This window comes from Lawsonibacter sp. (assembly GCF_022777125.1).
GTDB classification, from domain to species: domain Bacteria; phylum Bacillota; class Clostridia; order Oscillospirales; family Oscillospiraceae; genus Lawsonibacter_A; species Lawsonibacter_A hominis.
On record NZ_JALFGV010000025.1, the window covers coordinates 1 to 13501 of the forward strand.

Below are 13501 nucleotides of genomic sequence, written 5' to 3' on the forward strand. Positions count from 1 at the left end.
CGCAGGAGAGCCGATTTGCTTTATCAATACATTTTACATTATGAACTTAGAGCGGGAAGCAGGTTGGCATAACCATATTTTGGAGCAATATCAACATGCGATAAACGATGTCGGATTTGATGGAATCCATATGGACACATATGGCGCGCCTAAATTTGCCTTTGATAGCCAAGGCCGTGCTATATATCTTTGTGACGAATTCCCGAAGCTGATTGAAAGCGCACATCTAATCTCAACAGAGTCACGGAAGACGCCTTTTCTAATGTTCAACAATGTGGGGGGGTGGCCTGCATCACGTACAATGCTCACCAGTCAGCAAGCTGTCTATATCGAAGTATGGCCTCCTTGCACCCGCTACCGGCATCTGGGGGCCTTGATCTCAGAAGCTCGAAACAGCCGAAAACCAGTTGTTTTAGCCGCATACCCAGCACCTTTTCGTACGGACGCCCCGGAACGAGCCTTGGAATGCCAATTGTTTCTCTCGTTTGTAATTGGAATGTATGGCGCAACCCAGCTCTTTTTTGGCGAGGAAAATGCAGTAATAACGCAAGGATACTATGTTGACTATACTAAGCTAAATGATGAGCAGTTGGAATGGATACGCGTCTACCAGGATTTTTTTGTACAGTATGAAACACTCTTAATGGATGACACAATGGAAGATGTCAGCATGACGCACCAAGGCTGGGATAATCACGAATATGCTTTTTCTCCAGAAGGAAGTGCTGACGGCGAAGACGGAAAGATATGGTTTCACCTCCGCCAGAATCGCAAAAGAAAAGCAATTTACATCGTTAATTTACTTAACAACAATTCCCTTTGGAATGAGGGGAAAATTAAGCCCTGCAAAATGGAAACTGTGACCATGCAGGTTCAAGTTATGAGCAAACCAAACGATGTTTGGTTTGCCTCTCCAGATCAAGTGCACGGACAGCGCAGACATCTGCCCTATCAACTTTTAAAGACGGAACAGGGTTTAGCGGTATGTGCAGAAGTTCAAGTGCTTCGATGCGGCGTTATTGTCGTTGAAGGAGGATAAATCAGGTGAATCAATGGTGGAAAGAACGCGTTTTCTATCAAATCTATCCCCGCAGCTTTCAGGACTCCAACGGGGACGGTATCGGCGATCTGAGAGGAATTATCCGGCGGCTGGATTATCTGAAGTGGCTGGGCATCGGTGCGGTGTGGCTCTGCCCGATTTACGACTCGCCCAACGCCGATATGGGCTATGATATCCGGGACTATGAGAAGATTATGGAAGAATTCGGCACCATGGAGGACTTTGACGCGCTGCTGGAGGGCCTTCACCGGCGGGATATCAAGCTGATTATGGACCTGGTGGTAAACCACTCCTCCGACGAGCATAAATGGTTCATTGAGTCCCGGAAGGACAAGACGAATCCCTATCGGGATTACTACATCTGGCGGGATGGGAAAGACGGAAGGGAGCCAAACAACTGGGCGTCCTTTTTCGCCCCCTCCGCCTGGAGCTATGACGAGCAGACCGACCAGTGGTATCTCCACCTCTTTTCCGAAAAGCAGCCCGATTTGAACTGGGAAAACGAAAATATGCGGCGGGATGTCTTCCATATGATGAACCGCTGGTTTGATAAGGGCGTGGACGGGTTCCGCATGGATGTGATCAGTATCATCGCCAAGCATCCGGCCCTGCCCGACGGCCCGGGTGACGGATATGTGTTCACCCCGGAGTATTTCGCCTTCCAGCCCAAGCTCCACGAATACCTGCGGGAGATGCGCCAAGCGTGCTTGGATGGGCGGGAGTGCATGTGCGTGGGGGAGACCAGCTTTGTGAATACTCGCAACGCCAACTCTGTGGTGGGTGATGCCCGGGAACTGGACCTTCTCTTCCAGTTCGACATTATGGATATGGACGGCGCGGGCAGCAAGTGGGACGCTATCCCCTTCGACCTGATGAAATTTAAAGAGATCATCTCCGCGTGGCAGCAGGCCATTGACTGGAATACCCTGTTCTGGGGCAATCACGACCAGCCCCGGATCGTGTCCCGCTTTGGCTCCACGGAGAGCGAAGAGCTGCGAGTCCACAGCGCCAAGATGCTGGCCGTGGCCATGTATCTGCTGCGGGGCACGCCGTTTTTGTACCAGGGCGAGGAGATCGGCATGACAAACATGCCCTTTGAACGGGTAGAACAGCTCCGGGACATTGAGAGCCTGAGCCTGCTGAAGGAAGCGGAGAAGGCCGGCCGTACAGCCTGGGCTTGGAACGGCATCCGGAAGAAGGGCCGGGACAACGCCCGCACCCCCATGCAGTGGGACGGCACGGCCAACGCCGGTTTCACCGCCGGAGTGCCGTGGATCGAGGTAAATCCCAACTATCCCGGCATCAACGTGGAAGGCGCCATGGAGGATGAAGGGTCGATCCTTCACCTCTACCGAAAATTGATCGCTCTGCGAAACGCCAGCGAGATTCTGAAATGGGGGGATTTCCAGCTCCTTTTGCCGGAGCATCCGCAGCTTTTCGCATATCAACGAACCTATGAAGGCAAAACCATCTCTATCTGGTGTAATTTCAGTACAGAGGATGTAGCTTTATCCAAAGAAGGGCTTGGAGAAATTCTCCTTTCAGAAGGGGCCTCCCAAAATGTCCTCTCTCCATATGGCTTTATTGTTGCGACAGATCTATAACATATAGGGGTTTTTCCCTTTTTATAAAAAGTGAGGCAGATAGGCGCTGCTCCATTTCTATACTTAGGGCAACACCGCACAATTCCCCACGCACGTCTTGGCGGCCAATTTGCCCCACAAATGCGTTGAAAACTTTGCAATACACAAAGTATTCCTGCGGTTTTGCGCCTTTTTGCGGCACAAATTTTCGCGCCAATCCGCACGCGTTGAATTACGCGGCAATGCCTTAGATATACGATACAAATGCAACAAAAAAGTGACTCAAGCCAGGGAAACTCCCACAATGGTGTTTGCGGACAACCAGAAAGGAGCCTGGACGTGAGCCACTACAGGCATCTTAGCATAGAAGAACGAGAAAAGCGATCCCAGATAAAGGGGGAGGGGCGGAGCCTTCGGAGGATCGCCCAGGAAATTGGCCGGGCTCCAGAAACGCTCAGCCGGGAGCGGTCAAGAAACAAGCCGAGAAGCAACCGTACAGTCCGTCAAAAGCGCAGCGTTGCTACGGGAAGAGGCGCCTTCTCTGCGGGCAAAAGCATATTCTGTGCGCGCCCGAGAAGCGGGAGCACATCCGCAGGCTGTTTCCGGAGGCACACTGGCCTCCTGATGAGATATCGAATCGGCTCAAGCAGGAGAAGACTCCGCTGCAGCGCAGCTATGCGTCCATCTGCCGCGCCGTCCACGCCGGACTGTTTGAGGAAAACAAACGAGCAGCCAGCCGGAGCAGAAAGAGGAAGCTGCCTTTTGTCCGTGGTAGACCGCAAGTCCCGGTTTACGCCGGCCGCAAAGCTGCCTGACAGGTCGGCCCGGTCCGCCCGTGACACGATGATCCTTCTGCTCATCCGTCTGCCGCCGGATCGGATAAAAAGCATCACGCCGGACCGCGGGTCTGGATTCGCGCTGTACCGGGAGCTCTCCGCGGCAGCCGGAACGGTTCCATTTTATTTTGCGGACCCGCACGCCCCCTGGCAGTGCGGCGCGAACGAGAACCCCAACGGTCGAATCAAGAGAATGACCGCCCAAGGGATCCGATATGGGCCCGGCTTCAGACGAGCAGATCGACAGCATTATTGCCTTACTGAACCTCCGTGCGCAAAAATGCCTTGCCTGACGCTCCCCCTTTGCAGTCTTTTGGGGCCTGCTGCTGCACTTGACTTGACAATTCACCTTTGGCGTTTTGCGAGGCGCCGTTACAGAAGCCTGCACTCCATGTCATGCCACACGGCGCCACCATGTACGGACCGGGAAATTCCGTGTTCCATAAAGCCGAAGCGCTGGTAATAGTGGATCAGGTGGTCCTTGCAGGTGAGCACCACACGCTCCAATCCGCGTTGGCGGGCGGTCTCCAGACAGGAGTTCAGGAGGGCGGCCGCCAAGCCCTTGCACCGAAAGTCGGGGGACACGGCCAAACTGAGAATAGCCAGAGTCTTCCCATCGGGATCAGAATTTCCAGGCTCGAAAATGTCATCCTCAATAAATGCTTTCCGTGTGGTCAACCCATTCAAAAAGCCCACAGGCACGCCATCCAGCATGCCCACCAGAAACCACTCCGCAAGATCGGATATGCGGTATGCAAGCGTAGCGCAGGAGGCCGCCTCTGCTGGCGGAAAGCTGTCCGTTTCGATCTTCATCAGGGGATCCAAGTCTCCGGGTTCGGCGTGACGGATAGAAAGCTCGTTCATATAGCAGCGTGCTCCTTTCCATATGTATGTTACAACACGTTACAGAATCAGCTGGAAAAAACGCAGGATCAGCTTGAGACCGTAGAAAGTGATGATACAGCCGCACACGATGTTGATGACGCGCAGGATCTTATCGTTGAACCGGGCGGAGAAGCAGGAAATGAGGATAGTGACGCCGAAGAACCACAGAAAGGAAGCGGTGGAGGAGCCCAGGATCAGCTGGGAGCTGACCGCGCCGGGATTGCCCGCCCGGAAGCCGCCGAAGAGCATGGTGCCGTCGATCAGGGCCTGCGGGTTAAACCAGGTGACCACGCAGGCCTTGGCGGCCACCCGCGGCAGCGGGACGTTCACCTCTACCGTCTGATCCATGGTGGGCTTGTCACGCAGCAGGCCGACGCCGATCCACACCACGGTGGCTCCGCCCGCCAGCAGGATGATAAGCTGCAGCCAGGTAAAGCGCTCCATCAGCGCGCCGATGCCGAAAAAGCAGGCCAGCGCCAGAGTCACATCAAAAAACACCACGATCAGGGCGGTGAGCAAGGCCCGCCGTCGGGGCTGGGTCAGGGCGGAGTTGATGACAAACAGATTCTGCATCCCAATGGGGGCCACGTAGGCCAGTCCGATGGCCAGGCCCTGGAGATAAGGCGGCATGACGATTCCTCCTGAAAAAGACTTTTCTTTTTTCTTGCTACCTGGTATGATTATAGTACCGACAGGTGATTCTGACAAGAACGCAGAAATTCCGTACCAGGTAAGGAGGAACTGACCTTGGAGCCGACCCATGAGAATTGCCCCTGTATGGATGCCTGTCCCCTGAACCGGGCCTTGGAGCTCATTGGGGGGAAATGGAAGATGCAGATCCTCTGCTCGCTCCACAACAACGGACCTACGCGCTATAACCGTCTGAAAAAGAGCCTGGACGGCGTGTCCAATACCGTATTGGCCAACGCCTTGCGTGAGCTGGAAAGCGACGGGCTCATTCTTCGCCGGGAGTATCTTGAAGTGCCTGTGCGGGTGGAGTACCAGGCCACGCGCCGCTGTGAGCAGCTGATCCCCATCCTGGATGCCCTGGGGAATTGGAGCATCGCGCTGTAGCGGGCGTCCGCCCTGCGTCGGATCGGACCGAAGCTGACCGCCGCAGGCTAAAAGCCTGCGGTGGTCAGCGGTCTCAGGGCGCCGCGGGCTTTGTATGCGGGGCATGCCCCGGGGGAAACGGTATGGGCGCGTATCTTTCGTATTGCCAACACGTTCGCTTTTCCGTATCATAGAAAATAACGCAAAGAGCTATCTGACTATTGGCAAGAGTGGGTGACGGTGCTATTCCATAAAAGGCGGGAAAAGGGCAAAAGGATTCAGATTCAAGCAATATGATAGGGATATCGAAGACGTTGATGAATCCGGATTTGGAGAAAACAAAAATGGGAGCGATCAAGCTCTATACCGACCGATTGGTTATCAGGCCATTTTGTGAACAGGATGCCGAAGCATATTTCCAGCTCTTTGCACATCCTAAAGTACATTGTTTTGTTGGCGAAAAGCTGGATAGTATTGAAGAAGCGGGCGATGAGATCCAAAAGAAACAGAGTCAAAAGGATGATTCGGAACTGGCGGTATGTTTGAAGGAAACAGATGCATTTATAGGTACCGTGTTTGGCCGGCGGGAAAAGGATGCCTTCAGCGTGTGCTGGAATTTCCGTTCTGATTACTGCGGGCCGGGTTATGCTTATGAGGCTGCAAAAGCAGATATGGATTTCCTGTTCAAACAAATGCATGCCCGGCGCATCGATGCTTATGTTGAAGACTATCATACAAGTTCTCAGCGGCTTTGCCGAAAATTGGGCATGCGTCAAGAGGGAATATTTAAAGAATACATTTCTTTATCTGCCGCAGGCAGAAACGAGTGATTTTTACGGAAAGGGTACCCTTTTCCAATGCCTGCTCCGGAACTTTTTACACACATTTTTGCGCTTTGATTCTTCGGAACATTTCATTAGGTGTGCTACTGTTTCCTTTGCTTTTCGCAATCGCCCATATTTTGTATGGAAGCGGTTTTAGTGGAGGAGCGGGAGAGCGTTTTTGCAGGGGAAACGCGGCGATTTGCCGCCCGCCTGGCGGGCGAGGGAGAAAAGCAGATGTTCGCCTGCGTATGCGGCTACCGGGAGAAGCGTTCTGACTTCAAGAAGCGCCGGGAGAACCGGTCCGCGGGCAAGAAAGCCGTACGCCGCTACCTGGAGCAGCAGGGACGGCAGGAGGAGCGCGGCAGCTCCGCCATGGCCGGACAGCTGAAAAAGTGAATGGAGCAAAGCGGACAATAGCGGACGGAAGGGGGACGGCGTGGGAAATGGAAGAGCGGTCGGTCGTATCGGAACGGGGCAGGACCTATTACTGGATCGAAAAATGCGTGCGCCCGGAGAGGGAGAACTTGGTTTTCCTGCCGGGTCTGACGGCGGATCACCGCCTGTTTGACGGCCAGATCCAACACTTTTCAGGCAGACATACCGTGCTCACGTGGGACGCGCCGGCCCACGGGAAGTCAAGGCCCTACCAGGACTTTTCCTACGGACATTTGGCGGAAGAGCTTCAAACGATCCTGGACCGGGAAGAAATCGGGACGGCAGTGCTGATCGGGCAGTCGGCGGGCGGATTTGTGGCTCAGTCGCTGCTCGCCTGCGCACCCGAACGGGTCAAGGGGCTGATCACAATCGGTACCTGTCCGTATGGAAGCCGGTATTACAGCCCGTCCGACCTTTTCTGGCTGAAGCAGACACGATGGATGTTTCGGCTTTTTCCGGACAGGCTGCTGCGCGCTTCCATGGCGCGCATGTGCGGCAGGACCCGGCGGGGCAGGGAGAATATGCTCCAAATGCTCCAGGGATACTCCAAGGACGAGCTGTGCCGGCTAATGTACCTTGGTTTTGCCGGGTTCATCCCCGAGATACGGGATACATCCCCCTGCGGGCCGATCTGGCTGACCGTGGGGGAGCACGACCGGACGGGAAAGGTCAGGGCCTATAACGAAGCGTGGCACCGGGCGGAAGGCCACCCCTTGTTCCTCATTCCGGGCGCGGCGCATAACGCCAACGTGGACCAGCCGGAAGCGATGAACCGGATCATCGACCGGTTTCTCCGGCAGCTTTCGGAGGGCGCGCATTCCCCGGACGAATCAGAGAGAGGAAGACAGAAGCAATGGAGCAGTTTTCACAGATCATGACCTGGCTGGATGATTTCGTATGGGGGATCCCCATGATCGTCCTGCTGCTGGGGACCCACCTGTTTATGACGTTGCGCACCGGGTTCATCCAGCGCAAAACCCTTACCGGCATCAAGCTGTCCGTGACGAAGGACCCGGATTCCCCCGGCGATGTGAGCCAGTTCCAGGCCCTCACCACCGCCCTGGCCTCCACCATCGGCACCGGCAACATCATCGGCGTGGGCACCGCTATCTTTCTGGGCGGGCCGGGCGCGGTGTTCTGGTGCTGGATCGCGGGGGTGTTCGGCATCGCTACCAAATACGCCGAATCCTTCATCGCCGTCAAATACCGGGTACGCACTCCGGACGGCAAGATGCAGGGCGGCGCCATGTATGCCCTGGAACGCGGGCTGAATATGAAGTGGCTTGGGGTGCTGTTCGCCGCGCTGGCCGCGCTGGCCTCTTTCGGCATCGGCTGCGGCACCCAGATCAACGCCATCGCGGAGGTCATCGAAAACAACGTCCCCCTGAATATCCCGCCCATCGCGGTGGGCGTCGTGGGGGGGATCCTTACCGGTATCGTCATCATCGGCGGCATCCAGTCCATTGCCCGTGTATGCGAGAAGCTGGTGCCCCTGATGGCGGTATTCTATGTGCTGGGATGCGTCATTATCCTGGGCATCAACTATGCCCTGCGCTTCGGCGTGGCCCGGGGACTCTTTTCCAACGAGTCCGGCATGGGGTCGGCTCCGCTGGTGGCCTCCGCCGCCCAGACCCGCAACCCGGTGTGGCAGGCCCTGGTCTCCGCCACCGGAACCTTTTGGGATACGGTGGTGGTCTGTCTTATGACCGGCCTGGTGCTGGTCTCCACGATCATGAAAAATCCGGAGATCAATATGGACACCATCGCTGACGGCGGCCAGCTCACCACCGCGGCCTTCAGTCAGATCCCTGTGCTGGGACCCATCATTCTGGTGGTGGGCATCATTACCTTTGCCTGGTCCACCATCCTGGGCTGGTCCTACTATGGAGAGCGCTGCGCCCAGTACCTGTGGGGAAAGAAGGCGCTGCTGCCCTATAAGCTTTTGTTTGTGGCCGTGGTGGTAGTCGGCCCGGTGCTGGCGCTGGACCTAGTGTGGACCATCGCGGACATCCTCAACGCATTGATGGCCATTCCAAACCTGATCGCCGTACTGCTCCTATCCGGTGTGACCGCCAGAGAGACGAACTATTACCTGAACCACCTGGAGGAGACCGACCGGACGGAGATTCCCCTGGTGGACCGCTGACAACAGACGGAGGGCCCCGTTCTCCACTTGGAGAACGGGGCCCTTTTGGAAGAAAATTCAGTTCTGAGGCTTTACAACGGGCTTGATGAGGAAGACCAGCAGGGCGGCCACACCGCAGAGAACGATGAGCCCCACATACCCGGCCGTCAGGCTGCCGGTGAGCTTGAGGCTTTGTGCGTTATACAGATAGGCGCAGGCGCAGATGCCCTTGGTGACGGCGGAGATAAAGCGGCTGGCGGCGGCAAAGTCGTAGCGGCCGAAGACCGAGCCGATCATGGAGGGGATCAGATTGCAGATGCCGCCCACGGAGATGCCTACCATGAAGACCCCAAGATAAATCGTAACGGTGTTCGCCATGAAGATGAGCAGCAGCAGGGCCACGGCATACCAGGCGGCGTAGATATAGGTCGCCTTCCTGGTCCCGATCTTCAGGTCGATGAAGCCCCAGATGTAGGAGCCGAAGATGCCGAAGAAGCCCATGACGGAGAGCATGCCGACGGCGGCGGTGCGCTCATAGCCCGCGCCCATCAGGCGGGAGACCAGCTGACTGACGATGGCGACGGTGACCATCCAAAGAAGACCCATGCCGATGCCGATCAGCCAGGTCTGGGGCGTTTTGAGCAGCCGCTTCATGGTCCAGGGACTCTTGTAGGCTCTGGCGGCGGCCTGACTGGCCTTGATTTCCTCGGCGCTCAGCGGGTCGTTGTCGGGGGCGCAGCCCACCTCTTCCGGGGTGTTTTTGCACCAGAAGATGGAGATGACGGCAAAGATCAGTACAAAAACCGCGATGGCGGTAAACATGGACTCTACGCCGAAGTTCCCCATCAGGAAGTTGGTGACAAAGGGAAAGATCATGGTGCAAAGCGGATAGCCGATGGTAGACCAGCCCAGGGCCAGGCCCTTTTTGCGGGGGAACCAGTTGGCCTGAATGGTGTTGGGCGCGGTCAGGGAGTAGCCCGCGCTCAGGATGGAGCAGGCGGCGACCGAAATAGCGTAGACGGCAAAATTTTGCGTATGACCGTAGAAGTAAATGGCAATGGCAGTGAGGAACAGCGTACCGACAAAGACTACCTTAGCGCCCTTTTTCACGATGATATGGCCGAAGATAAAGGTAAAGAGGATGGCGATCCAGCCGCCGTAGGTGGACCAGGAGAGCATGGCGGCCCGGTCCCAGCCGCGGGCGCCGCTCAAAGCGCCTACAAAGATGTTCAGGCCGTCTGTGTTGATGCCGCCGCCGATAAAATAGGCGATCATGCACATGAAGATCATGCTCCAGCCCCAGCCGCCGAAACTGTTGGCTTTGTTGTTCTGCTTGCTGGCAGTCGCTGTGTTTTGTTCCGTCAAGACGATTTCCTCCTCAGCATATCCTGCCGGTGGGTTCTCTCAATGCACCCGCCGGCAGTCTGTTTTGCAGCCGCGTCCCTCAACGCAGGGTAAGAATAGCAGGAAATCCTGTAAAAGGTCAACCCCCAAAGGACATTTTGCTTATACCGATGATTCATATCCGTCAGAACGAAAGGTTATAGTCCTTGGGCCGCAGGGGATTGGGGGAGATACCGCTGAAGTGTGTGCAGGTCTTTCCAGACCGGCCGCATTTGTGGTAGAATAACAAAAACAAGGGAACGGGAGGCGTAGGTTTGATGGAAATCAGACAGCTGATGTATTTTATTCAGATCGTCAAAAGCGGCACCTATTCCGCTGCGGCCAAGCAGCTCTATCTCTCCCAGCCCGCCCTGAGCAAGGCGGTCAAGCATCTGGAGGAGGAGCTGGGGGCCAAGCTGCTTGTCCAGGGGGACAAGCGCAGTGAGCCGACCGATGTGGGACGGGTGCTTTTTGAACGGGGACAGCAGCTGATCCGGGAATACAACGACCTGCTGGGGGCGGTGGACGAGGCTAACAGCCGCAACCGGGGCCGGCTGCACTTCGGGATTCCGTACGGGCTGGGACAGATCCTGTTTTATCGCCTGACCGCCGATTTTTCCCGTGCCTTTCCGGAAATGGAGCTGGTGGTCTCCGGTCATGGTTCGGCCCATATCCGGGAGGAAGTGCTGGCCGGGCGGCTGGACATCGGGGCCACGCTGATCCCGCCGGAACCGGAGCCGGGCCTGGAGGCTACGGTGATCATGCGGGACCAGTTTTTCCTGCTTCTGCCGCGGGCGCATCCGCTGGCGGGAAGGGAAGGGGTGCGCTTTGCCCAGCTGCGGGAGGAACAGTTCATCCTGCTCAACGAGGAATTCGTCATGACCCGTATGACCCGGCAGAGCTGCGCAATGGCGGGGTTTGCGCCCCGGGTGAAGATCGTGGCCAATCGATCGGACTTCATCGCCGAATTGGTGGCCGACGGTCAGGGGATCGCCGTGATCGCCGGCGGGCGCTACCGTTTTGAGCACGACTCCCGCCTCTCCTGCGCGGCGCTGCTGGACGGTATCGTAGATATCGACATCGCGCTCATTACCCGTGCCGGAGCGGACCGAAGTACTGCGGCGGCGCGGTTCGTGGAGTTCGCACAGGAGCAGGCCCATGAGGGAAAGTTATAACGGCCATGAAAAGGGGATATTTTACTTTCCGGCCGGCTTGGGGTATGGTATGTTTGCAACCGAAGTTCCCCCAACAAAAAATCCAACGCTCGGAGGTCATACCATGAGACAACCCCTTTCCGAGGCGGAGCGGCGCAAGCCCTACGCCAAATATTTTGATGAACCATATCCCCCCGTGCCCGAAGATATTCTGGAGCAGATGGCCCGGCCCATGGACCCCGCGCTGGCCCTGCCCATCCAAGAGAGGAACGACCTGCTGAACCCCGGCTACCTGCCCAGGGAGGTGGGCTGGTGCGTTATGCCGGACGGCAGCGGATACATCGCTTCCCTGACCCGAATGCCCGGCGTCACGCTGGAGATGATCGAGTGGTGGTTCGCCTGGCATGGACTGGAGAGCCTGCGCTATCAGATCTGGGACCCCAACGACCATTATCTGGCCCGGGTCAGTCCGGACCACCGGCAGCGCCGCCTGGACCCAGCGCTGAGCTGGCGGGAGCGCAATTGGAACACCAGCGATTTCGTGTTGGAGAACGTGGGGGAGGGCACCTCGGCCCTGCGCATCTCCTTCCGCTCCCCGGAGTCCTTTGGATTCGATATGGAGCGCTTCAACGCCCAGCCGGTGACGGCCATCTGTGCCCACAGCGGGCCGCCCGACTGGGACATCCCCCGGACCACCTTCATCCATTTTGCCCGCGCGGTGGAGGGCGGGATCGAACTGCGCACCCGTTTTTGGCTGGGCTGGATGATCGTCAACAAGCAGCCTGTGCGCACCGACTTCGCCGTGGACCCCCGGCGGGTACAGGGGCTGTCCCGCCACTCGCCCCAGGAGTATTACCGCCTGGCCAAATATCTGCCGCAGATCTTTGCGGAAAACCATGACAAGCCGGACCGGGCGGAGGATCTGACTGTCATGGACTTCGCCGGATGAGTGCAGAAACACTGGCTGTGAACCGGCAGCAGGCCAGCCGCCGCCGGGCAACGGCGGTTTTCCTGGGGGTATGCCTGTTCAATTTTGCCGGCTACGGCCTGATTATCAATTGCTTCGGCCTGTTTCTCTCTCCAGTCAGCGTCGCTCAAAATATTTCCATCACAGAGATATCCCTGACCCATACGGTGCGCACGTTGTGCGGTATGGCGGGCACGGTTCTGGCCGGACGGCTCATGCCCCGGTACGACCTGCGCAAGTATCTGGCTCTGGTGTGCCTGGGATTGGCGGGCGCGGCGGTCCTGACGGCGCGCTCCACGGTGTTTTGGCACTTTATGCTCAGCGCCGCCCTGCTGGGCTTTGCGGCGGGGCTTGGCATCTACACCCTGGTGCCGCTGGTCATCAGCGAGTGGTTCACCGCTCCGGGAGGCTACATCGGTCTGGCCACCGCCTGCGGTGGGCTGGGCGGCATCGTCTTCTCGCCGGTGCTGGCCCGGGTCATCCAATGCCGCGGCTGGCAGGCGGGGTATCTGCTGATTGCCGCCGTCGCCCTGTTGGTCATGCTGCCCGCCGGGGTGTTCCTGATCCGCTTCCGGCCCGGGGAGCTGGGGCTGGAGCCCTGTACGGGAAAAAAAACGGTACGGGCGGGGCGGCGGGAGAGCGTCCCGCTGCCCATGGATGCCGGGGTCACACCGGACCAAGCGGCCCACATGCCGGTCTTTTACCTCATCATCGGCATGTTCATCGCGGTCTCGCTGGTATCGGGGGCCTATACCCATGTGCCCGCCATGCTTCGTGCCAAGGGATACGGCGAGATGGCAGTGGGCGGACTCAATGCCTGCTATCAGATGGGGGCCGCGCTGACGCAGTTCCTGCTGGGAGCGCTCAGCGTCCGCTGGGGGATCCGGCGGACGATGGAGCTGTTTCTTACGATCATCGGCGTAGGCGCCGTGGGACTGCTGCTGACCGGCAGCGGAAGCGTGATCCTGACCGGAGTCTTTGCGCTGATGCTGGGCGGCGGGCGCGCGCTGGGGGTCGTGGAAGGGCCTATCCTGGTGCGGGAGGCCTTCGGTCACCGATGCTATAACACCATTTTTTCCAACCTCTACACCGCCTATCTGACGGCCTGCGCCCTGACGACGACCATCTATGGACTTATTTACGACAGCACCGGTTCCTATACCGTGGTGTTCCTGTTCATCCTGGTGTGTATCGTG

14 protein-coding genes are annotated in these 13501 nt (G+C 57.5%); 11 read left to right on the forward strand and 3 right to left on the reverse strand.

Annotated elements, in window-relative coordinates; all coding sequences use genetic code 11:
- From MR825_RS02145 to MR825_RS14345, 3 genes are all read left to right on the forward strand, one after another.
- A partial coding sequence (locus MR825_RS02145) for a glycoside hydrolase family 66 protein (RefSeq protein ID WP_287878519.1) occupies positions 1–1039 on the forward strand: 1039 nt, incomplete at its 5' end.
- Complete coding sequence (locus MR825_RS02150) at positions 1036–2664, forward strand: glycoside hydrolase family 13 protein (protein WP_441328102.1); 1629 nt, start codon at positions 1036–1038, stop codon at positions 2662–2664. The genes MR825_RS02145 and MR825_RS02150, both read left to right, overlap by 4 nt.
- Before the next feature lie 243 nt (positions 2665–2907).
- Complete coding sequence (locus MR825_RS14345) at positions 2908–3942, forward strand: IS30 family transposase (RefSeq protein ID WP_353845857.1); 1035 nt, start codon at positions 2908–2910, stop codon at positions 3940–3942.
- Here the strand turns inward: MR825_RS14345 and MR825_RS02155 are convergent.
- Positions 3852–4343: a GNAT family N-acetyltransferase gene (locus MR825_RS02155; RefSeq protein ID WP_287878520.1), complete on the reverse strand. Its 492-nt coding sequence runs from the start codon at positions 4341–4343 to the stop codon at positions 3852–3854. The two genes, MR825_RS14345 and MR825_RS02155, sit on opposite strands and share 91 nt — an antisense overlap.
- A 39-nt stretch (positions 4344–4382) precedes the next feature.
- On the reverse strand, positions 4383–4994 hold the full coding sequence (locus MR825_RS02160; RefSeq protein ID WP_186906370.1) for a LysE/ArgO family amino acid transporter: 612 nt from the start codon (positions 4992–4994) through the stop codon (positions 4383–4385).
- Positions 4995–5111: 117 nt separating this feature from the next.
- On the opposite strand from MR825_RS02160, the gene MR825_RS02165 reads away from it, so the two are divergent.
- From MR825_RS02165 to MR825_RS02185, 5 genes are all read left to right on the forward strand, one after another.
- Positions 5112–5438 (forward strand): winged helix-turn-helix transcriptional regulator, encoded by a 327-nt coding sequence (locus MR825_RS02165; RefSeq protein ID WP_243204641.1) that lies wholly within the window; start codon positions 5112–5114, stop codon positions 5436–5438.
- Positions 5439–5761: 323 nt separating this feature from the next.
- Positions 5762–6247 (forward strand): GNAT family N-acetyltransferase, encoded by a 486-nt coding sequence (locus tag MR825_RS02170; RefSeq protein ID WP_186906371.1) that lies wholly within the window; start codon positions 5762–5764, stop codon positions 6245–6247.
- A 150-nt stretch (positions 6248–6397) separates the two neighbouring features.
- Complete coding sequence (locus MR825_RS02175) at positions 6398–6637, forward strand: hypothetical protein (protein WP_256175227.1); 240 nt, start codon at positions 6398–6400, stop codon at positions 6635–6637.
- Positions 6638–6684: 47 nt separating this feature from the next.
- The gene (locus MR825_RS02180; protein WP_186906372.1) at positions 6685–7554 is read left to right on the forward strand and encodes an alpha/beta fold hydrolase; all 870 of its coding nucleotides are present in this window, start codon (positions 6685–6687) and stop codon (positions 7552–7554) included.
- Positions 7530–8822 carry an alanine/glycine:cation symporter family protein gene (locus tag MR825_RS02185; RefSeq protein ID WP_287878526.1) on the forward strand — a complete coding sequence of 431 codons (1293 nt, stop codon included), beginning with the start codon at positions 7530–7532 and terminating at the stop codon, positions 8820–8822. The genes MR825_RS02180 and MR825_RS02185 overlap by 25 nt, the downstream gene beginning before the upstream one ends.
- A 57-nt stretch (positions 8823–8879) precedes the next feature.
- Here the strand turns inward: MR825_RS02185 and MR825_RS02190 are convergent, their stop codons facing one another.
- Positions 8880–10166 carry an MFS transporter gene (locus tag MR825_RS02190; RefSeq protein ID WP_186906374.1) on the reverse strand — a complete coding sequence of 429 codons (1287 nt, stop codon included), beginning with the start codon at positions 10164–10166 and terminating at the stop codon, positions 8880–8882.
- 296 nt (positions 10167–10462) lie between these two features.
- Between MR825_RS02190 and MR825_RS02195 the strand changes: the two genes are divergently transcribed.
- The 3 genes from MR825_RS02195 to MR825_RS02205 all read left to right on the forward strand — a co-directional run.
- Positions 10463–11359, forward strand: a complete 897-nt coding sequence (locus MR825_RS02195; RefSeq protein WP_186906375.1) for a LysR family transcriptional regulator — start codon at positions 10463–10465, stop codon at positions 11357–11359.
- A gap of 103 nt (positions 11360–11462) precedes the next feature.
- On the forward strand, positions 11463–12287 hold the full coding sequence (locus MR825_RS02200; RefSeq protein WP_186906376.1) for a DAPG hydrolase family protein: 825 nt from the start codon (positions 11463–11465) through the stop codon (positions 12285–12287).
- On the forward strand, positions 12284–13501 hold a 1218-nt coding region (locus tag MR825_RS02205; RefSeq protein WP_287878528.1), incomplete at its 3' end, for an MFS transporter. The genes MR825_RS02200 and MR825_RS02205, both read left to right, overlap by 4 nt.

What these genes read in the sequence shown, in the direction of transcription:
- MR825_RS14345 (WP_353845857.1), top strand. Translation starts at nt 2,908, where the DNA reads ATGCAACAAAAAAGTGACTCAAGCCAGGGAAACTCCCACAATGGTGTT.
- MR825_RS02155 (WP_287878520.1), bottom strand. Translation starts at nt 4,343, where the DNA reads ATGAACGAGCTTTCTATCCGTCACGCCGAACCCGGAGACTTGGATCCC.
- MR825_RS02160 (WP_186906370.1), bottom strand. Translation starts at nt 4,994, where the DNA reads ATGCCGCCTTATCTCCAGGGCCTGGCCATCGGACTGGCCTACGTGGCC.
- MR825_RS02170 (WP_186906371.1), top strand. Translation starts at nt 5,762, where the DNA reads ATGGGAGCGATCAAGCTCTATACCGACCGATTGGTTATCAGGCCATTT.
- MR825_RS02180 (WP_186906372.1), top strand. Translation starts at nt 6,685, where the DNA reads ATGGAAGAGCGGTCGGTCGTATCGGAACGGGGCAGGACCTATTACTGG.
- MR825_RS02185 (WP_287878526.1), top strand. Translation starts at nt 7,530, where the DNA reads ATGGAGCAGTTTTCACAGATCATGACCTGGCTGGATGATTTCGTATGG.
- MR825_RS02195 (WP_186906375.1), top strand. Translation starts at nt 10,463, where the DNA reads ATGGAAATCAGACAGCTGATGTATTTTATTCAGATCGTCAAAAGCGGC.
- MR825_RS02200 (WP_186906376.1), top strand. Translation starts at nt 11,463, where the DNA reads ATGAGACAACCCCTTTCCGAGGCGGAGCGGCGCAAGCCCTACGCCAAA.